This is a genomic window from Mailhella massiliensis (assembly GCF_900155525.1).
In the GTDB taxonomy this organism is placed as follows: Bacteria; Desulfobacterota; Desulfovibrionia; order Desulfovibrionales; family Desulfovibrionaceae; genus Mailhella; species Mailhella massiliensis.
The window spans coordinates 854,188-873,985 of the sequence record NZ_LT706952.1; the positions used below are offsets into that span (position 1 = coordinate 854,188).

Genomic DNA, 19,798 nt, shown 5'->3' on the forward strand with positions numbered 1-19,798 from the left:
TGCGGAGCCGCCATGAACAGCATTCTGACAGGAAAAAAACTCGCCGTCATCGGCGACCCCATAGAACACAGTCTCTCCCCCGTCATTCAGCAGGCCATGCTCGATGCTCTGGGCATAGCCTGCACCTATGAACGCATCCTCGTCAGCGCCGGAAGCGTCTCGGCCTGGCTTCCCGTCGCGCCCGACCTGAACCTTGCGGGGTTCAACGCCACCATGCCGCACAAGACCGACCTCGTACCGCTCATGGATACCCTTTCCGACGATGCGCGCATGTACCGTTCCGTCAATACCGTGGTCATACGCGAAGGGCGCTTCCACGGTTACAATACCGACGGCGAAGGTTTTCTGCGCTCGCTTCTTGAGGAAGACATTCACGTCCGGGACATGCGCGTGGTGGTCTACGGCGCAGGTGGAGCGGCCCGCTCCGTGGTGCTCAAACTCGCTGCGGAAGGAGCGGAAAGCGTGACCGTGTGCTGCCGCACGCCGCAGAAAGCCGCGGAACTTGCCGCAGCCTCCCCGCGCATACGACTGTGCCGCATGACGGAAAAGGCCTGCGAAGCGGCGCTGGCCGAAGGGGAACTCTTCATCAACTGCACGCCTCTGGGGATGCAGGGCGTGCAGGCGCAGTTTGAAGACTTTTCCTTCCTCGACATGCTGCCCCCCTCCGCCCCCGTATGCGACCTTATCTACCGGCCTCTGAAAACCCGTCTTCTGGAAGAAGCGGAAAAACGCGGCCATGCTGCGATGAACGGACTCGGCATGCTCATCCATCAGGCCATACTGGCGCTGGAGCACTTCTCCTCCCTGTCTCTGGATGCTCCGCTCATGAAGGCCGCGGTCATGAAGCGCCTGATTCCCGTGCTGAAGGCCTCGGCCTGACGTTCCGGCAGAAATTACGGAAGCTTTTCCGGGCAAGGCCCTGCCTTCCCGAAAAAACAGACCGACCGGCTTTCGCCGCCGGACAGGCCTTTCCCAGCGCTGCAGCACGGCGGCTTTTCCTGCGGATACCAAAAAGAAAAGGCTCTTCATGTGCTGACACGAAGAGCCTTTTTCAATTTTTTAAGGCGAGATGAAAGCCCGTCCACGGGAGGGCCGCCTTTCCTGTGCGGTGAGTCTCTCTGCGGGCGGTATCCGGGTTACCCCTGCAAATCGGCGATGATACGGCTGCCCCAGGCTTCCACGTCGTCCCTGCTGCCTGAGCAGTCGCCTTCCACCTTGAGACCTTCTTCCATCATCACGGCGCCGAGAGAGGAAAGCCTGTCCTCCATCACGTCCACCGCGCCGCAGAAATGTTCAAAGCTGCTGTCGCCGCTGGCAAAGCAGGCGAACTTCTTTCCCTTCGCACCGATGGAATCGAATTCTTCAAAAAGGGTGTTGAAGTCATCCTGCAGTTCCACTTCATCGGTTCCCCAGGCGGAGCAGCCGAAAAGAACGGCATCATAGCCGTCGCACAGGCCTTCGGCCGTGACATCGGCGGCGTTCTTCACCACTACTTCATGACCGGCCGCGCCGATCTGTTCGCCGAGAGCTTCCGCAATACCCGCGGTATTGCCGGTGGTAGAACCATACACGATGAGAACCTTCATAGTTTTTCTCCATAAAAAGCCCCCGGAGAAAAAGGCCATAGGGCAGATGTCCGCAACGGCCCCATGCCGTGCGGAACGGCCTCCCCTTCCGGGGGCATAGAACGGGTCCGCATGTTTTTTTTGCACGGCGGAGATATGCCGTCTGTCTCCGCCGTGCACGACCAGGAGTACTCACCCCGCCCATGCGGGGTGGATGCAGGACAGAAAATCGGCCGGACCTCTGCTGTGAGTCAGAAGCCCGGCAGGGGGGGGGAGGAGACTGAAACCTTCAAGGTTCCAGAGCAAATTTTTGCCGGAATGCCAATGGCGGGCATACCGGCAATGCGGAGGAGAAAACCTTGCGGAAACACCTGTTTTTTCCGCAAGGCTATGGCGAATATGAAGATGGACCAGCATGTCCATGCTCCTGCCGCAGGGCGGAGAAATTCTGCCGGAGCATCCAGACACATGCTCCGGCCCGGGCATTGCAATACACAACGCCCCTGTATGGAGGCATGAAGCGCTCGGATCGCTTCACGCTGTTATGGGCATGAATACGGTGCTTTTTTCGGGCCGTTCCCCACCATGGGGAACGGCCCTCGCCGCACCAGGAGACTGAGGCTGGCACCTCAGCACGGAATACGACCCGGTCGCATTCCAATATCGTGCGAAACCGTGCGGTTCCGCGGAAATTTTGCCGTCTGACGCCTCCGGCAAAACGCCGGGTCAAGCCATCGTCAGACGGCTTGGGGGGGGGAGGTCAATACCCCTGTCCTGAATCAGCCGTTGCGAACCCTGTTCCCTTGTCAAAGATCAACGCGCGTTTCGCGCAGGCGGAAGCGCCGCCCTTCCGCTTCTTCCGATGCTGCCGGAAAGAAGCCTTCCCGCGGGATGCCTTCGCCTTCCGGCTTCTGCATCCCCCGTTGAAAAGAACACTAATGAAAACGAATTTCAATGTCAACTTAAATCTCAAAAAATATCTCCTTTCCGGAAAAATTTTTCCATTTTTGTTATAACTATTGAAATTATTTATATTATTTGGTTTTCCATTCCGCTTTCCGCCAGGAGGCCGTATCTGCTCCGCCCCTTCGGCCCTCTCCGCCCGCAGCCCGGCCCTCCGGCGGCAGGAACACAGCCCTTTCCCAGCCCCAAAAGCGGGCGGCAAAAATGCTTCCATGCTCCGCGCAGACCGGAGGAGAAACCGTGCCCCATGCCTTCTCCGTTTGCCCTTTCCCTCCCACGTCTCTTCTGAACCGGCACGACAGACAACCATGCCCCGACAGAACAACGCCCGACCACCCGTATCGGCTAGTACCGCACAGACGGGGTCGATGATCCCGAACGGAACGCGGCGCTTTTCCGTCTGCCGCGGGCAAAAAAAAAACGGCCCTCAAGGGGCCGCCCCGGCATTATCTGCCGAGCTTGAAACGTATGCGGAGCACACCGCCGTCATCCGGCTTCCACTCATGGGATACCCAGACAAAGGTGCCGCATTCCGCCGTATGCGCGACATGTTCGCCTATGCAGGGGCAGGCATCCAGCGCGCCGCCGGGGGCATCGGGGTCGCCTATGAACACGATGCGCAGCGTATCGCCCGCACTTTCCGGCAGGCGGGAGAGGTTGAAACGCTTCGCGGCTTCCTCGCGGGTCATGTCTCTGGCCACGACGGGCAGATCGCGGGCGAGAACCTCGTTCACCTCGGCGGTGATGCTCTCCACTTCCTCAGCGGAAAGATCATGCGGGAAGTGAAAATCCACCTTGGACTTGTTGGCATTGATGTGCGTGGAAAAACAGCGCGGGCAGCCGTAGCGGCGGATGAGCACGCCGCTCAGGGCATGTTCCGCCGTGTGCATTCCGGGATCATATTCCTTGCTCATGAATCATTCCTTAATAGTTAAAGGGTACGCTGCGGAACGAAGCTCTTCCCCAAGGAAAGCCGTCGGAAAGGCCCGCACGTTCCTGCGCACAGCACCGGAAGCAGACGGCCTTTCCGCTTCGTTGTCCTGTGCTACCGCAAAATCCCAGGAAGGAAAAGTTCTCTCCTCTGCATGTTCCCGCGGACGGAACGGCACGCCGCACGTCCCGTCCGCATCGCTTTGCTTCTTATAAGAAGCAGCTGTCCCCGTCGCTCAGAAAGCGGCCGCCAAAAAGTTCAACATTTTTTCCCCGGAAAAGCGCTCTTTTCCGCCGTTTCCGTTCCTTTCTTCCTTCCCTTCCGGGGGTTCCACTTTCCTTTTCCATACCGTGCCCCACCGGAAACAAAACACGGCCATATATTATATTATTTAATAATATTCAATAGTTATTATAAAAAACACCTCCCGGAAGAGGCGTTTTTCCCTTGAAAAAAATATTTTTTTCTCGGCTAACGGCTTGAAATGATAAAAAAAGAAATAAAAATTTTTGAACCTTTTTTATTTTATTAACATTTTATTCACATTTTTTTATTGATTAATTCACAACTTAATTCTAAGCTCCGCTCATGGAAAAAGAGGGATTTTCCATAACGGTTTCATTTGACAAAACTTTTCAAAGGAATGAGACAATGAAAAAGCTTACTACGCTTCTTCTGGCCGCTGGCATGGTGTTTGCCGCGTCCGCTCCGGCTTCCGCCGTGGATGTGAAGGTTGATGGTGACTATAACCTCCAGTTTACTCAGGGCCACCGCTTCTGGGATCAGGGTACTCGCGCTGACAAAGGCACCAATGACAAGTTTGACCGTGTTCATCAGCAGGTGAACCTCGGCATGACCTTCTCCGTCTCTGAAGATCTGTCCGGTTACTTCCAGGTTCGTTCCTATTGGGACTGGGGCCAGAACCAGTACGGTGCGACCGGAGATCTGGGTTACGGCTTCGCTGGCAACAGAAACAACAACGTCTTCATGCGTCAGGCCTACATCGACTGGGTCATTCCCAGCACCGAAGTGAAGGTTCGCATGGGCCGTCAGAACCTCGGTCTGCCTGCTCTTGCCGATGGTAAGAACATTGCCATCTGGTCTAAGGATCCCGTCGACGGTATCGCTGTTACCGCTCCCGTGTTCGACTGGATGGACGTGAACGCTTTCTGGGGCCGCTATGCCCGCAACGCTGAAGCGACGCAGTGGACCAACTACTCCGACTCCATCGATGCCTTCGGTCTTTCTGCCGATATGACCTTCGACGGCTTCAAAGTGTCTCCCTTCGTGGCCTACGCTGCTGTTGGCGACGGCATGGATCCTTCCGCTTGGACCAACAACAACGCCCATAACGCCGATCTCCCCAACATCGGTGCCGCAGGCAAGAGCAGTATCTACTGGGCCGGTATCACCGGTACCATGACCTACTTCGATCCCTTCACCGTGAAGGCCAGCTTCGTGTACGGCAATCGTGACTTCACCAGTGACGAAACTGCTGCTCTCGTCGGTCAGCCCAGCCAGCATGGTTACTTCATGGAAGGCAGCGTGGCCTACAAGACCGCTTACGGTACTCCTGAACTGCTCGCCTTCTACGGCTCCGGTGACGACAAGGACGTACAGTACGCTTACCAGGAAAGCATTCCTTCCCTCGGTGGCCGCTTCAAGGGTTCTTATGCTTTCTTCAACGGTTCCGGCCTGCTTGATAACGAAATCGAAAACAACCACAATGGCAACGGCGCTTGGGGCGTCCGCCTCGGTTGGAAGGGGCTCTCCTTCATCGAAGGCCTTTCTCATGACTTCGCTGTCATCTATGCTCAGGGTACCAACGATTCCGCCAATACTCGCTTTGGTCTGAATCCCTCCAGATACATGACTACCGACGACTCCATCGTCGAACTCGACTTCGGTACCACCTACGAAATCTACAAGAACCTGACTGCCTACCTCGAAGCCGCCTATGTGTTCGAAGATTTCGAAACCGGCGCTGCGAACAACCGCCTCGCGTCCTACAGCGACGCTTGGAAGCTCGCTTTGCTCTTCCAGTACAAGTTCTAATCCGGCGTGGACCTAGTCCGCTCCTGATATGAGCCTCCTTAGCGGGAGAGGGAAACCTCTCCCGCCTTTTTCATACCCTGCCTCTTCCCTCCATACGAAACCTGCCGCGAGGTACCCCCCGGCCTGTTCCTCCGCGCCGTCGGTCCGATTCCGCAAAATACCTCTGCGACAGAAGAGGGGGATAAAACGCGAGCCCCTTATCTGCCGCCTCACAGGGCGTAACACAGCCCACTTCTGCACAACGCGGGCCTGCCTGCCAGAAAGCCGCGCACCTTTACTGAAGGCACGCGGCTCCTCTTTTCATCAAAAAACGCTTCTGTTTTTCCTGCGTCCGGGAAGGCGTACCGGCTCTGTATCAGGAAGAAATACGGGGAAATCTTCCTGCCGGGGCAAATCCCGCCCTCTCGAATCCGGGGGACAATGAGGAAAGGGTCAGCCCCTGCGCCGCTCATCTACACGGAAAAGCAGCTTGCTCTCACACGGCGGAATGCTCCCATTCCCTTTTCAGCACGGCATAAACAAGGGTATTTTCATACACGGGAGTACCGTTCTCATCACGCGAGAAGGAAACAAACTCCACAAAGCGCCCTTCCAGACGCATACCGAGCCGTTCACACAGCCTGCGGGAAGGAAGGTTCCCCTCCTCCACATAGGCGAAAACGCGTCTGGCCCCCCTGCGGGAAAACAGAAAGTCCACATAGACGCGGGCGGCCTCTCCGGCATAGCCCCGGCCCTGAAAACGCCTGTCGAATATCCAGCCTACCGACCAGGTATCCGGTCCCTCCTGCCGGGAAAACACGTTGCCGAGCATGCCGCCGCTTTCCTTCCGGCATACGGCCAGCTGCGTCCCTTCCCTCTCGTTTCTTCTCCGGCGGGCCTCAAGAAGAGCCTCCCCGAGGCTTTCCAGACGTTCATCAAAAAAGCAGCTCACATCAGGCCTTCCGAACAACGCCAGAAGCGCCGGAGCATCCCTGTCTTCAAAAGGCCTGAGTACGAGTCTCTCCGTTTCCAGCCTCAGCATATCACCTCCTTCCTGTCTGCCTTCCGCGCACGCCCCTGTCGCGCCGAAACATACGCCCTTCCCCATGCAGCGGAAAGGCGGTCCGCTCCCGCATGTCGGTACACCGCCCTTCTGCGACACCATACAGAACTGAAGCTGCCCTGCAACAGCATGGCCGTACGCTGCGCTGTCCAGAGCTTCCGGGGCAGCGGACACATGCCGAAGCGCGGCGCCGTGCAGATGCCGCGCCTCGGCAAGGCTCACACTTCGACATAATGGCTGAGCCCGCGGTGCACTTCTCTGGCGCTTTCGGAAAAAAGCCTGTCGAGCCCCTCCACGCCTGACGTCTTGAACCCGGCCAGCCCTGTGTTCATGCGCTGCATTTCAAGATTGCCGCCGTTGATGGCCACCTGCTGGAATATATGTTCGTCCATACTGGTGCGCGGCTTATCAAGCGGAGGAAGACGGCCGCCCCGTTCATACATCTGCAGGGCCAGAGTCTTGCAGGCCACGTCCATCTGACCGGTACGGTCCTTGCCGCTCTTGCAGTTGAACAGCGGCATCATGCCCATAAGATGCCCCAGCATGGCCAGACGGGCGGGCAGACGGTAGGGGTCCTCGCCGGTCTTTTTGAAGCCCTCGTTCTCCCACAGGTCTATGATCTGGCTGCGCAGAGCGGCGACCATATTCTTGTTTCTGTCGGAAACATTGGGCCGGTTAAGATACTGCGCCACCATGCCGCCCTGCCAGTCGGGCTTCGTGCCGAAGAGCCGGGCCATGGCCTGTTCGTTATAGAGCATCGAGGTACTCCAGCCGCCGAAAAGGCCCTTCCCCGTACTCTGCGCTCCCGCATTCACCCCGAAATTGAAGGTAATCACACTGGGGCGCACCGTTACCGTCTTTGTTCCGCCTGCGATGGGTACGGTAATCCGGCACAGGCCCCCCTGACAGGCATCCTGCCACGCATTGCACTGTTCCCGGAGGTGGTTTCTTTCCGCCCAGCCTCCCGAACGACGCCACACGTCGGGAGTGAGCAGACTGGTGGAAAGCAGAGGCAGGTCGATGATATCCCCCGGTTGAGAGGCCTGCGCCCGCTGCAGAAGTTCGGGAGAACTCTGCAGGGCTGCGGCAAAAATCTCCTGAGCCCGGGTGTTGTTGGCCTGCACTCGATCTGCCGGATTCGTCAGTGTGTACGCGCTGTTGACGCCGTGACGGATTCCCCTGAACAGGGTGGTGCCGCCAACGCTTATTTCCGTACTGGCAAGATTCACCGCATGTCTTGCCTGCCCTCTGTCGCCGCAGGAAACGCCCTGAAGGTTATCCTGCGCCATGTTCTGACCGATGATGCCGATATGCCGGGCGGGCGTGATGGTGGACTGAGCCGTCACGCTGCCGCCAGCCTGGCCGAAGTACTGCACATCACGCTGAATGACGTTCCACGGCTGGGAGTTGAGCACCTGAACATGCGCCGCCTTGATATCTCTGGCCAGTTTTCCGGCAGACAGGTTCGGAAGAATATCGTGCAGCTCCCTGCCGAGCGTCTGGGGAAGCTTCCTGAAGGCATCCAGAACACTCTGGGAAACTCTGGCGCTGTCGGGCACATTCTGCATGGCCGGCGGGCTGACCCGGAAGGCCTGCACTCTGCCGAGCAGGCCGTTGAGGTCGGCAAGCTGCCTGTTCAAAGTCGCCGCCTGTCCCGGAGAAGCACCGGCAAGCTCCTGATTGAGCCGGGCAATCTCCCGGTTGATGACCATTTCATACGACTCATAAATCTGCTGAAAGGCCGTGCGGACATTCTTGCCGGAAAAAGGATTCTGCTCTTTCTGTGCAATAAGCATGTCGGCCTTGCCGCGCAATTCTCCGATGAGACCGGTCACGCAGGACTGCAGCCGGGGGACTCCCGGCGCTCCCGGCGGCAGTCCGCCCTGAAATGCCGACAGCGCTCCCTGGAGCTGAACGAGCTTCTGCTGGACTTCGATCAGAACGGCCGAGCCCTTCGCGACTTCCTCATCGCTGAAAAAATCTCCCTCCAGCACTCTGACGGCCTGCTGCACGAGGCTCATAAAATCCTCTTCCCCTGCGCCGAAGCGCGCCAGCTCCTGCCGTATTTCCGGCATGAGCGTTCTGGAGCCTGCAAAGTCCCTCAGCCTGTGTCCCAGGTAGGAAACATTGTACCGGGTGGCCGCATCCAGAAGCTTTGCCAGTTTCGTACCGGTGAAGCGTGCTCCCCGCAGGCTCTTTTCACCGATGTATCGATTGAAGAGAGTAGTGCCCACAGCCTTGCCGCAGTAGGCGCATACACTGTCGCGGACACGTTCGGCCGCAGCCCGGCTTTCCTGCTTCTCAGCAAGTCGCCGGGACAACTGCCAGAAACGGGCTCTGGTCGTGGATGTCGTAAGCTGTGCATTGCTCCGGTCAAGGCGGATAAAGCTTCCCTGAGTCTGGCTCAAGGACCGGAGATGCGCCATGGAATCGATAACCGGCATATTCTCCTCCTATACCTTGATGTAAAACGGCTGTTCGCTCTCCATAAGCTCATCGCCGAGGCCTGAGAACCGCTTTTCCCAGAAAGAGACCAAAAGAACAAAGGACTGCAGGAAGGCGCCGAGTTTTTCCACCGTAGCCTGTTCCGGCAGCCACATCTGCTGAAGAAGAACCGTGTCGCTCTCCGGGGCAAGGGTGATGGTCGCTCCCATGGTATCCTGCCACATGAGGTTTGCCGTAAGCAGGGCGCGCAGCTCGCGCCGGGAGACTTCCTCATCCCTGGAAAGGGTGCCTATGCTGCCGAAGGCGATGAAGGTTCCCTGCGCTTCGTCAAAACGGATATGCACCACATGCTCATCCGCGGAAACAAGCATACAGTAATTGTCTTCATCAAGCTGCAGGGGTTCCAGCTCTTCCTGAAGAGAAAATTCTTTGAGAAGCGTATCGGCGGTTTCGTAGCTTATCACGGTGTCCTCCTTGTCCTGCCTGTATATGTGAAAATCAGGGAGCGCTCCGCACGGATGCCCGCAGGGTACTCTCTGCAAGCCGGTGATTGACAACAATATTGGCATGTGAAGCGTACACCGAAAGACTAGCAAGTTTCATGCCAATGTGACGATACGCTTTCCGTATCGGCTCCACGGACTCGTATGCCCCCGGTCGTAAAGCCTGACCGCATCCGGCAACACGGTCCGCGGCATCCCCCGGAAGACAACTCCTATCTTCAGAAAGCCGTGAACGTCATTATGGAAAAAATAGCTTCCCGGAAGAGAAAGAGCAACAGATACCACGGGCCTGCCCCGACGGCAGGAAAAAGAAAGCGGCCTTTTCCGGTGAAGACATGCCGTTTCTTCCGTCATGAACCTTGCCGCATACGGCCAGGAACATGCAGACGGCGGAGCTCCATGCGCCTTTTTCACAAAGCATTAAGATTGTACAACATGCTCATGGTCATACGCTTTCCGGCTCCCGCAGGGCCGGAGATTTTCGTTTAATCTCAAAGGCCGTGATTCCCGCCTGAGGAAATCACGGCCTTTCTCTTTTCCGGGCAAGATTCCCGGCTCACAAAAACGGTGTTGTTTCCGTATCCGTATTTCAACGAGCGCCTCGCTCCGAATCATGCCCCTTACCACATGTTCTGTCATATTTCCCTGCCGCCCCAGGGGCCTCACATTATTTTCTGTCATGACCTGTGGTTATTCTGGCAGCCATGTTAAAATACAGCATCGGAACAACCGCAAGAAAAGACGCCGCCGCCATGATGACATAGACCACATTGATATTCCATATCGATGCGATAACCCCGAAAAGCAACGGAGTGAAAATATTTATGATTCCTCTTACAAACGAATTTATGGAAAAAATTTTGTCATAGTCTCCTATATCCTGAAAAGGAACGGTAATGATGGCCTGAATAACTGGAACGGTTCCTTTTGTTAAAAGACCTATAAAGAAGGCAAAAAACATGATGACGGGTAACGACGTGGAATAGATGATCAAAAACAAAAACAGGGATAACACGCTCTCTGCAACGATAAATACGATCTTCGGGCCATACCTGTCCAACAGTCTTCCGCAGGCCATCTTTCCCAGAAAAGAACCGACCGTGAACCCGACGGCGAAAGTTCCCACTATCCCGGGGTCAAAACCTTTGAAAAGTATGAGCATCGGTAAAAACGTAAATATTTTTTCATTACCGAATGTATTGAGAATACTTGCCGCCATGGAAAGAATGACGGACCTGTCCTGTAATATGTTGAAGGATGGTATGGATGATCCGGCATGTACAAATCTTTCTTCGACGGCATCTTCTTTTGAAAACAAAAATAATAAAACGGCAGAAACAAGTCCGACTATTCCAAAGAAAAAACTGACAAGTTTCCATCCTGAAACATTAAAAAAGGTAAAAGCAGAAAGATACCCGGCAATCGCTATGAAAGGTATTCTTCCTATATCCCCTATGGCGGCAAAGTCGCTCAGTATTCTTCCCAGCTTTTTCCTTTCCGTATGTACTGTCAGGTAGGAAAAGCATATATTATGAAATAAGCTATATCCAAACATGACAATCGTAAAACTTATTCCTGCAAAAAGAAAACCCGGAGAAAACGCAGCAGCCACGAAACCGGCTCCGCCCACGCCGATCAGCAGGGAAATGGTTTTCAGGGGACTTAAATACCGGGAAAGAAACATGGTTGCCAAGCCCGCAACGGTTCCCAGGGCAGTCCCACAGGAAACAACCATACCGATTTCCTTTTCCCCCAGGCCATACGCCAGAGCTACGAACGTCAGAAGCACGGGTACGGCATCGAAAAAGCCGTCGTTCATGATATGATATGCATTCAGGAGTACATACTTCTTTTGGGATAGCATAAGATCACCCAAGATTATTTTCATTACTTTCAGACAGAAAGGGCTGAAAAGCTCAACGCCGGGTCGGAAGGAATCACGACTAAAAAATAAGCTCCGGCAACGTTCTGGCAAGTCCGTTGAGAAAAAGGCCCCTTGTTTTACGTAGTTAAAGGCTTTGCCTTTTGGGAACTCCCTGCATGGCGGGGAGTTTTCGGCCTTAAAAGAAAGCGGACACGGTTTGATACGCCGTGCCCGCCTTCCGGTCAGAGTTTATGGATCAGTTCTTAGAACTTCCAGCTGATGCCCACGTTGACGCGCTGGTCGGTTTCATGACGGGAAGCCTGAACACCGTAGTTCAGACCGAACGCAAGATTGCCCTTTTCCGCCTGAACGCCCACCATACCGGCCCAGCTCGTGGAATCCATGATGCGGGTGTTCATGTCGCTCCAAGCATCGATGCCGGAGAACTTCACCCTGGTGTTGGCATTCTTGTCGCCGGCAGCGGGAATGACGGACACATCGGCCTGAGGCTTCACGTTCCAGCCAGCCACCTCGATGTTCTTGGTCACGGTTACGCCGATGGGGAACTGCACGATGTTCTGCGTATCGGACTTCACGTTGTTGAGCGTGGAACCGTTCACCTTCAAATTATAGCTGTCCGTGTGCAGACCGGTGTAACGCACGCCCGCATGAGGCAGAATATCCAGCCAGCTTGTCCTGATCTGATATTCGGCGCGCAGATCGGCGGTGAAGGCGCCGGTATCCACATCGGCATCGGCATGTCTCATGCCGAACGATGCGGGCAGACTCATCGTTACGTCATGACTGCCCATGTGGTAGCCGACCGAAGCCAGAATGTTCAGACTGTCCAGGTTCCAGCCCGCATACAGATTCACGCCGCCGAAGTTGTATTCGTTCTCGGTGGAAGTGGCGGTACCCCTGGTTTCGGACTTGCCGCCGCCTCCGTTGAGGGCGGCGCCCATGCGTACGCTGCCGCCCGCAAGTTCACCCACCTGCGTGTCGACGCCGAGGGCGATGCCGCCGTAATTGCCGCGTACGGAAGCGCCGGAAGCGCCCATGCCGTGCGTATAGGTGTTGCCGTACATGGGAGTGGCCCAGATATCCAGTCCGTCCTGATGAATGCTGTTGCCGGAATCAAAGTTGCCCAGCGAGAGATGATGCAGAACCGTATCTGATGCGGCGTCGGCCAGGCGCAGGGAGGTGTTCTGCACGCCTGCCGTCACGGACGCGCGGGAAACTTCATTGATGGCATCCACGGCCGTGGAAACGTCTCCGTAGCCGGAAATACCGTTGGCCGTTCTCAAGGCTCTCGACAGGAACTGCGTGCCTTGTTCGCCACCGTCGTAGTATGCCCCGCCCGTGCCTATCTGATGGGCCAGGTTGGCGCTGTCCATGGCTGCCGCCACCGATCCGTCAAGACCGGGGAGAGCCTGTGCGGCTGCTACTGCCTCACCGGCCACCGTGCCGTCGTCGCCTCGGCTCAGGGATACCAGCGGGTTGTCGGTGAGCAGGTTGTCTCCCGTCCAGGCGGTTTCGCCAAAGGTGATGCTGTTGGCATCAAAGCCGTTGCCAAGGATAACATAGGTTTCGCCGGCCTGTGCGCCGGTGATGGCGAGCTTGGCGCCGTCTTCAACCAGGGCATCGGCTGAACCACCTGCATAGGAAATCGCGCCCGGAACAGCGGCCTTGGCGACAGTGGTGTAATGCACATAATCATTGGCACCGTTGACGACAAGCAGGGTGTCGGCTTCCTGAGTGAAGGAGCCTGCCGCAAACATGGCATCAGCAAGTTCCGAGACTTCTCCATTCACGGTCGTGTACGGAGAAGGCTGTACGCTGGTGTACTTGTCGGCACTTATATAGACGTTGAAGCTGTCGCCGGGAGTCGGGTTGTAGGAGGAGTCTATGCCATCCTGGAGTTCCAAAGGCTGGTCGAGTATCAGAGCAGAACGCACACCATCCTGTGTGGGTGTCTCATAACCCGTAAACGTCTTCATCAATCCATAGATATTATCGAGAGTTGCTCCTTCGCCCAGCCCTATGACCGCATTGGTACCGACAGCAATATGACCGTCGCCGATCAAAACACCTTCTTTGCTGTCATCGGGGGAAAGCTCTCTAACGGCAGCCAGCGCATATTGAGAATCCCAACGGGATTCGGTGATAAGGACACCATCATAAACGATAAGCTTATCCAAATCCAGGATGGTGGCAGCGTTAGGATTCTCACCATGCACCCGGGCTCTTCTGGCAGGAATATTGAAGCTGACTTCCTTGAGAGTCGCCTGCATACCTCTGGCAACGGCGAAAGTGCCGCCTTGAATAGTCATGACGCCACCGGTCAGCGTGCTCTTTTCCGTTCCATTGCCTATGAGCCCCATACATGCACCGGTAGTTACGTTGCCAAGTACGTTATGAGAGCCGACAGTATTTTCAAGGTCAAATCTTCTCTGGGTGACACTGTCGCCGGGAAGGTTGACAGCTCCCCAGATTTTCACAGAACCCTGGTTGTTGTCCAAGGTATTGTCAGCATTTCTGAAGGTCTCTATATGATCGGCGGTTAAATTACCGAAAGTGGTAATCTCGCCTGCTTTGATGTAGCCGTCAGCGGTGACATTACCAGCTTTAATATCAAGAGCCGAGTATACATCACTACCGCTGCTGTTCTGACCGATAACGCCGAATTTACCGGACTGAGCGTCGACGATAATGTTGCCTTTGACATTAACATCATCGTAGGTTCCATTATTCTCCGTCATCAGCGGTGTGGTCATGACAAGGTCGGTATCAGAAGAAACAGCTGCTGCACCAGCTGCGCCTGCCCCGCCCATCACCATCATACCCGCCACAGCCAGCGAGCCGAACACATTGATAAGGTGACATTTTTTCAGAACAGCCCGATACCTGTTAACCAGATTTCCTATAGCTCCCTTTGTCAGCATAACGCCCTCCAAACCTCTTAATGTGTTTGTTTTCACCAGGTAAACCATCATACAGCGCGAGAGCAGCCTTAATATTAATGAAAAAAGTGATTTTTTTCACTCTTCAGGCTGCAACGTAACCATACCGTATCGGTTATCACAAAACCATCCATCATTCCAGCAGAAATTATTTTCATAAAGCAGTATCTCTCTTCCTCATGTATAAAACTATGCGTTTTTACTGAATATTACTGAAGAAAAAAACGAAAACAGGCCGCGCCGCCAGCCATGAGGCTCCCCCTGCTGTAAGAAATGTGCCGGAACAGCCCCTGTTTTCATCGGGATTTCTGTTCCCTCATGGCTCTGCCCCGGATAAAAATGTTGCCATCCTACATTTCTTTGCGGCATCTGAAGCGTTATTTTCCCTCAGGCCAGTGTCGAGAGCTCGTCTGGAGTTTCGCCGGAAGAGGACCGGAGATCATCCGAATCGTATGCCTTTCTTATCAGCGGCGGCGAGGACTTACGCCTGCGTATGCTTTCCCCTTCGTTCCGAGCAAAGAAGGAACGCCCCACTTTTTCTCTTGGAAAAGCTGCTCATGAAGGGCGTCCTCATCCCCGATCTTGCCTGCATATGCCTCGATGCTCTCTTCCATGCCCTTCTCGTCATTCAGAACATCCTGGAGAACGCAAGAATCCCGCATCCGAACGACGTTTCCCGCTCCTGCCGTGCCGATTGCTTCTTCTGCTCTTGAACTCGCGAAGTGCAGGTCCCCGGGCAAACCGGGCTCTGCCCCACGCCGCGTTCTCTGGCAAAGTCCCGGCTCTCAAACAGACGGGGAGCAAAAATTGCAGATTCTGGCGGGCATGGACGTCATCGGCGTTGAGCTTCGAGTCCTGCATGACCGACAGGTGAAAAGCCGGTCCGTCCTTCACGGCGCGGTGTGGCCGATTAAACACCTCATCCGGTAGAGGTGCGTTTAACCAGTCAGGACCACCCGTAAAACGGGTGGCTTGACCAGCCCTGTAAGGGCTTGTTACTTACTCGCGCCTTAAGGGCGCCGGCTTGAACTTCTCTGGTCGGCGCCCTGCCTTTTTTTCAACAGTTCAAGCCCCCATGTACTTTGACTCGTAGCCTGCTCCTAAAGGAGCTTTCCCTGCTTTGGACTGAACGGATCCGTATATTCCCTGCACGTCCTCTTATCAAGCATGATATCTTCTCTATCCTGATCCCGTATATATTTCCTGATCGTTGCTTCGTTCAAACCTACTGTGCTGACGTAATATCCCACGCTCCAGAATCTCCGATTGCCATACCGGTATTTCAGCTGGGAAAATTTATCAAAAATCATCAGTGAACTTTTACCCTTTATATACCCCATAACCGACGATATCGCATACTTTGGCGGTATCATGACAAGCATATGCACATGGTCTATCATCATATGTCCCTCAATAATTTCGATTCCCTTGTAATTACAAAGCTGTCGTATTATTTTTCCTATTTCTTCACGGTATTGCCCGTAAATCACTTTTCTCCTATACTTCGGAGTGAAGACAATATGGTACCTACACAACCATTTCGTATGTGCCAGATTTTGTTCTTTCGCCATAAAAAAACACCTTTTCGATGTGGACGGGAGCCTGAACAACTCCGTCTTATCGAAAAGGTGTTTTTTTAGGTATAACCATTTTGTGGTCCACCCGCTAAGCGGGTGGTTTTCTGTTTCGGTCGCTTCCGCTCCCTCAACTGCCTAAAGGCCTTAAAAAAACGCCCTGTGATTTCTCACAGGGCGTTGATTTCTTTTTGGCGTCCCCAGGCGGATTTGAACCGCCGTTGACGGCGTGAAAGGCCGCTGTCCTGGGCCGGCTAGACGATGGGGACGTGCTGCGTTGGTGTTAATTACCGAAACGGCTCGGTATCGTCAAGCATTTTTTCTTCATCCGTGCGTTTTTTTCTCGCCCTGCCCTTCTTTTCAAATTCTTCCCAGGTCTGCGGGTCCCGGCGCTGCCACGCGCCTTCGTCGAACATTTTCCGTTCGATGGCGGCAGCCGCCTTCTGCAGTCCCGTGCCTTCAAGGGCGGAAACGGCAATGGCGTCCGGCCTGTCCAGAAGCAGCGGAACCCGGTCGTTCACGGGCACGGCGTCCCACTTGTTCAGAAGCGTGACGCGGGGAACGCTCTGGAGCCCCATGTCGGCCAGAATGCGCTCCACCGACTCCATCTGCTGGTCGCGCTCAGGATGCGAGGCATCCACCACATGGATGAGCAGCTCGGCCGCTTCCAGCTCCTCCAGCGTGGCGCGGAAGGCCTCCATGAGTTCCCGGGGAAGGGAGCGGATGAATCCCACGGTATCGGCCAGCACAAGTTCCCGCTCTTTGGGGAAGCGCAGGCGGCGGGTGGTGGGGTCGAGCGTGGCGAAAAGCTTGTTTTCCGCCAGAACGTCGGCTTTGGTCAGGGCGTTGAGCAGGGTGGACTTTCCGGCGTTGGTATAACCCACCAGCGCGGCCAGAGGCAGCCCCTGCCTTGCCCGGCGGGCCCTTGTGTGGAATCGCTGGCGACGCAGTTCCTCCAGATCCCTGCGGATGCGGGTGATGCGCTCGCGGATGCGGCGACGCTCCAGTTCCAGCTTGGTTTCGCCCCGCCCCTTGTTGCCGAAAATGCCGCCTGCCAGGCGGTCCATGGAGCGGTGCTTGCCGGCAAGGCGCGGCAGGGAATACTGAAGCTGGGCCATTTCCACCTGCAGCTTGCCCGCCTTCGTAACGGCGTGCCCGGCAAAAATATCGAGAATGAGCTGCGTCCTGTCCATGACGCGGCGTTCCGTCAGCTCCGAAAGGCTGTTGAGCTGCGCGGGACTGAGTTCCCCGTCGAATATGACCAGAGAAGCCTGCCCCTGAAGGGCCAGCACTTCCAGCTCGGCCAGCTTGCTGCGGCCCAGAATATGGCGGGGATGAATGGCGGCGACGCGCTGTATCATGCTGCCCGTCACCTTCACGCCCGCAGTGCGGGCCAGTTCCGCAAGTTCGGCAAGATGCCTCTCCTGCACGGCGCGCGGTTCCAGCGAAACGGAAACCAGCACGGCCCTCTCGCCGCCCTCTTCCTCGCCGGTGCTCACCGCATCGTCGAGAACTCGGCCGAACTCCTCTTCCAGCGTTTCCGCCTGACGGGTGAAGTCGATATCCACCCTGTCCCACGCCGTCATGTCGCCCACGGCGTAGCCCGAATCCTCCTGCCCCGGCGCGGGCGGCATGAGATGGGCGTTCTGGAACATGCGGGGCTGGCCCCACTCGTCCACGGTGAGCACGCTCACGGAATCAAGACGCAGGAAAAGAAGATCCATGAGGTCTTCGTGGGAAAGACCGTCTGGAACAAGATGCGTATGCAGAAGGCGCAGGCCGCGCAGACGGCCCGCGCCCGTACGGACATGGGGAAGTTCGGGAATGAGAATGGAGGAGGCATCTCCCACGATGACCATGCTCACCCTGCCCTGCCGGTCCAGCGCAAGGCCTATCTGACGCGACAAAAGGCGGGAGAGCGCCGCAAGTTCCCGCGCCTGTTCAGGGCTGTAACCGCCCTGAGGCGAGTAGCGGCGCTGCCCCAGCCTGTTGAGAGCCTTAAGCTCACTGGGCTTGAGACCGGCGGTATTGCCTTCCACCCGGGCGGCTATTGTACGCCTCCGGCCATCCAGGTGGCGATCATGTCGTCGTAGTTGGAGGTGGTGCGGAAGGTGGCGGCGGCCATGCGGCGGCGGAATTCGATGCTCACGCCGCCCTTTTCGATTTCTTCCATGGCCTCGGCATAGTAGCTCGGGTCGGACAGCACGAGAATGCTGTTGAAGTTCTTGGAAGAAGCGCGCAGCAGGCAGGGACCGCCGATGTCAATTTCCTCGACCATGGCGAGAGGATCAAGATGCTTTTCCAGCGCGGACTTGAAGTCGTACAGGTTCACGACCACCAGATCGAAGGGCTTGATGTCGAATTCCTCAAGCGTCTTCATGTGTTCCGGCACGTCCTTGTTGGCGAGGATGCCGCCGTGGATGCGCGGATTGAGAGTCTTCACGCGGCCGTTGAGAATTTCGGGAAAACCGGTGACGTCGCTCACCGCCGTCACGGGAAGGCCCTGATCCTTCAGAAACTTCATGGTGCCGCCGGTGGAAACCAGCTCGACGCCCTTTTTGTGAAGAAAAGCGGCGAATTCCGCAAGTCCGTCCTTATGCGTCACGCTCAGAAGAGCGCGCCTGATGGGAAGAAAGTCCATCGTAACCCCCTTGATGATATGATTTCATACTGCCAAAGGAGCGGTCAAATGGCAAGCGCCGCAGGAGGATATATCCCGGGAACATACCGGATTAGCAGGAGTTTTTCCTTTTTTCTCCATGATTTGCCGATCTGAAAAACGTGCATTTCGCCTGCGGAAGGAAAGAATGCATGCCAGGAAGTCTTCCCAACTCAGGGCGGCCCTCTCCTACGGAAAAAGCGCCTCCCTGCAGGAGGCTTTTCCGCAAATCACAAAGCGGCGGAAGTACCCCGGGCAGCGGCGCGCCGCTTCTCTTCCGCCTCGGCCTTGGAGCAAAAAAACGACACGCCTTTTTCCTGACGGCATCGAACGGAAAAATGCCCCGGTGCAGCGCCTTCCGCCGCACGCGCACGGCGGAAAAGAAAGCCCCGCACCTCAGCTTTTCCCTTGACAATGCCGCCCCTCGGATAGAAAAAAACACTGCGACATACGGCCCTTCACGCCGAGGAGAACAGTCATGACGGAATCTTTTGCCGATCTTTTTCTGAGAGCCATGCACTACGAACACTGGCTCCGTTTCTATTTTCTGGAAGATATGGAGGAGCCGGAAGGCGGCCCCATGCAGGCTTCCCCGGAACGGGAACTGGCCGTGGAAGACATGGACGCAAGACTTGTCGTTCCCGCCGACGTGGCGGCCCGTTCCCGCAAGGAAGAACCCGGACTTGCCGGAATTCTCGACGCCATTCAGGGAAAGCCCGTTTCCATGGAGCTTTCCAGAGACGTGATATTCCGCTGGCTGGGAGAAAAAACGGGAGTGCGGCCGGGCAGCGCCGAGTTTGAAAAGAACATGAGCGCCCTTGCCGGAGACGCCGACTTCCGCCGCCGTCTGGACTGCTTCCACGGCTGGGTTCAGGCGCTCGCCAACAACGAAATCGACCTCAAGGGCAACGCTCTGCCCCCCGGAGCGCCGAGAGACGAGAGCATCCCCGCCTTTGCGGAATGGGAAAAGGCCTTTGCCTTCTGGTTCGGTATGCAGAAGCCCTTCGACCTTGGCCCCATGGAACAATAAAAAACGCCTCTGCGCGAAGTTCCCCTGCAAAAACCTCCTTTTCGCCGCGCTGCCGGAAAACGTATGGAAAGCTTCCCGGCAGGAAAAAACAAAAGCGGCATACGGCGGAAACGCCGGGCCGGGCCCGGCAGGCGCAGCAACGCAGGCACATCTCCCGCATGAAAAAACACGGTCCTTCCCGAAGGAAGGGCCGTGTTTTCTTTTCTG

General features: G+C 56.1%; 15 protein-coding genes and 1 tRNA gene. 4 read left to right on the top strand and 12 right to left on the bottom strand.

The genetic code is table 11. The features are described 5' to 3' along the window. Positions 1-12: 12 nt before the first annotated feature. Positions 13-879 (top strand): shikimate dehydrogenase, encoded by an 867-nt coding sequence (gene aroE / locus CZ345_RS14175; protein ID WP_077073741.1) that lies wholly within the window; start codon positions 13-15, stop codon positions 877-879. 257 nt (positions 880-1,136) lie between these two features. On the opposite strand, the gene CZ345_RS14180 is transcribed toward aroE, so the two are convergent. Beyond that, positions 1,137-1,586 (bottom strand): flavodoxin, encoded by a 450-nt coding sequence (locus tag CZ345_RS14180; RefSeq protein WP_077073742.1) that lies wholly within the window; start codon positions 1,584-1,586, stop codon positions 1,137-1,139. Positions 1,587-2,974: 1,388 nt separating this feature from the next. Next, the gene (locus tag CZ345_RS14185) at positions 2,975-3,442 is read right to left on the bottom strand and encodes an alanyl-tRNA editing protein (protein WP_077073743.1); all 468 of its coding nucleotides are present in this window, start codon (positions 3,440-3,442) and stop codon (positions 2,975-2,977) included. A gap of 704 nt (positions 3,443-4,146) precedes the next feature. Here CZ345_RS14185 and CZ345_RS14190 point away from each other — a divergent pair. Next, a complete protein-coding gene (locus CZ345_RS14190; RefSeq protein ID WP_239446727.1) occupies positions 4,147-5,514 on the top strand; it encodes an outer membrane homotrimeric porin in 1,368 nt (455 codons plus the stop codon). 475 nt (positions 5,515-5,989) lie between these two features. Here CZ345_RS14190 and CZ345_RS14195 read toward each other — a convergent pair whose 3' ends face one another. The 5 genes from CZ345_RS14195 to CZ345_RS16350 form a co-directional block, all read right to left on the bottom strand. After that, on the bottom strand, positions 5,990-6,535 hold the full coding sequence (locus CZ345_RS14195; RefSeq protein ID WP_077073745.1) for a GNAT family N-acetyltransferase: 546 nt from the start codon (positions 6,533-6,535) through the stop codon (positions 5,990-5,992). Between the two features lie 239 nt (positions 6,536-6,774). Continuing rightward, a complete protein-coding gene (locus CZ345_RS14200) occupies positions 6,775-9,000 on the bottom strand; it encodes an inositol phosphate phosphatase SopB (RefSeq protein ID WP_077073746.1) in 2,226 nt (741 codons plus the stop codon). 9 nt (positions 9,001-9,009) lie between these two features. Further along, positions 9,010-9,465 (bottom strand): type III secretion system chaperone, encoded by a 456-nt coding sequence (locus CZ345_RS14205; protein WP_077073747.1) that lies wholly within the window; start codon positions 9,463-9,465, stop codon positions 9,010-9,012. A 706-nt stretch (positions 9,466-10,171) separates the two neighbouring features. Next, positions 10,172-11,323, bottom strand: a complete 1,152-nt coding sequence (locus CZ345_RS14210) for an MFS transporter (RefSeq protein ID WP_239446702.1) — start codon at positions 11,321-11,323, stop codon at positions 10,172-10,174. A 308-nt stretch (positions 11,324-11,631) separates the two neighbouring features. Next, positions 11,632-13,452, bottom strand: coding sequence for an autotransporter outer membrane beta-barrel domain-containing protein (locus CZ345_RS16350; RefSeq protein ID WP_162274983.1), 1,821 nt, complete (start codon positions 13,450-13,452; stop codon positions 11,632-11,634). Here CZ345_RS16350 and CZ345_RS17120 point away from each other — a divergent pair. Then, the gene (locus tag CZ345_RS17120; RefSeq protein ID WP_077073749.1) at positions 13,435-13,932 is read left to right on the top strand and encodes a hypothetical protein; all 498 of its coding nucleotides are present in this window, start codon (positions 13,435-13,437) and stop codon (positions 13,930-13,932) included. The two genes, CZ345_RS16350 and CZ345_RS17120, sit on opposite strands and share 18 nt — an antisense overlap. Before the next feature lie 860 nt (positions 13,933-14,792). Here CZ345_RS17120 and CZ345_RS16925 read toward each other — a convergent pair. The 5 genes from CZ345_RS16925 to CZ345_RS14240 form a co-directional block, all read right to left on the bottom strand. Next, the gene (locus CZ345_RS16925; protein ID WP_154674817.1) at positions 14,793-14,942 is read right to left on the bottom strand and encodes a hypothetical protein; all 150 of its coding nucleotides are present in this window, start codon (positions 14,940-14,942) and stop codon (positions 14,793-14,795) included. A gap of 486 nt (positions 14,943-15,428) precedes the next feature. After that, entirely contained in the window at positions 15,429-15,899 is a 471-nt protein-coding gene (tnpA, locus tag CZ345_RS14225) for an IS200/IS605 family transposase (protein ID WP_077072450.1), read from the bottom strand. 195 nt (positions 15,900-16,094) lie between these two features. After that, positions 16,095-16,171: transfer RNA gene (locus CZ345_RS14230), tRNA-Glu, on the bottom strand. Positions 16,172-16,189: 18 nt separating this feature from the next. Continuing rightward, positions 16,190-17,941, bottom strand: coding sequence for a GTPase HflX (gene hflX / locus CZ345_RS14235; RefSeq protein ID WP_476738456.1), 1,752 nt, complete (start codon positions 17,939-17,941; stop codon positions 16,190-16,192). 8 nt (positions 17,942-17,949) lie between these two features. After that, positions 17,950-18,543: an IMP cyclohydrolase gene (locus tag CZ345_RS14240; protein ID WP_077073750.1), complete on the bottom strand. Its 594-nt coding sequence runs from the start codon at positions 18,541-18,543 to the stop codon at positions 17,950-17,952. 496 nt (positions 18,544-19,039) lie between these two features. Between CZ345_RS14240 and CZ345_RS14250 the strand changes: the two genes are divergently transcribed. Continuing rightward, entirely contained in the window at positions 19,040-19,591 is a 552-nt protein-coding gene (locus tag CZ345_RS14250) for a hypothetical protein (RefSeq protein ID WP_077073752.1), read from the top strand. Positions 19,592-19,798 lie beyond the last annotated feature (207 nt).

What these genes read in the sequence shown, in the direction of transcription:
- aroE (WP_077073741.1), top strand. Translation starts at nt 13, where the DNA reads ATGAACAGCATTCTGACAGGAAAAAAACTCGCCGTCATCGGCGACCCC.
- CZ345_RS14180 (WP_077073742.1), bottom strand. Translation starts at nt 1,586, where the DNA reads ATGAAGGTTCTCATCGTGTATGGTTCTACCACCGGCAATACCGCGGGT.
- CZ345_RS14185 (WP_077073743.1), bottom strand. Translation starts at nt 3,442, where the DNA reads ATGAGCAAGGAATATGATCCCGGAATGCACACGGCGGAACATGCCCTG.
- CZ345_RS14190 (WP_239446727.1), top strand. Translation starts at nt 4,147, where the DNA reads ATGGTGTTTGCCGCGTCCGCTCCGGCTTCCGCCGTGGATGTGAAGGTT.
- CZ345_RS14195 (WP_077073745.1), bottom strand. Translation starts at nt 6,535, where the DNA reads ATGCTGAGGCTGGAAACGGAGAGACTCGTACTCAGGCCTTTTGAAGAC.
- CZ345_RS14200 (WP_077073746.1), bottom strand. Translation starts at nt 9,000, where the DNA reads ATGCCGGTTATCGATTCCATGGCGCATCTCCGGTCCTTGAGCCAGACT.
- CZ345_RS14210 (WP_239446702.1), bottom strand. Translation starts at nt 11,323, where the DNA reads ATGAACGACGGCTTTTTCGATGCCGTACCCGTGCTTCTGACGTTCGTA.
- CZ345_RS17120 (WP_077073749.1), top strand. Translation starts at nt 13,435, where the DNA reads ATGACCGTCGCCGATCAAAACACCTTCTTTGCTGTCATCGGGGGAAAG.
- CZ345_RS16925 (WP_154674817.1), bottom strand. Translation starts at nt 14,942, where the DNA reads ATGGAAGAGAGCATCGAGGCATATGCAGGCAAGATCGGGGATGAGGAC.
- tnpA (WP_077072450.1), bottom strand. Translation starts at nt 15,899, where the DNA reads ATGGCGAAAGAACAAAATCTGGCACATACGAAATGGTTGTGTAGGTAC.
- CZ345_RS14240 (WP_077073750.1), bottom strand. Translation starts at nt 18,543, where the DNA reads ATGGACTTTCTTCCCATCAGGCGCGCTCTTCTGAGCGTGACGCATAAG.
- CZ345_RS14250 (WP_077073752.1), top strand. Translation starts at nt 19,040, where the DNA reads ATGACGGAATCTTTTGCCGATCTTTTTCTGAGAGCCATGCACTACGAA.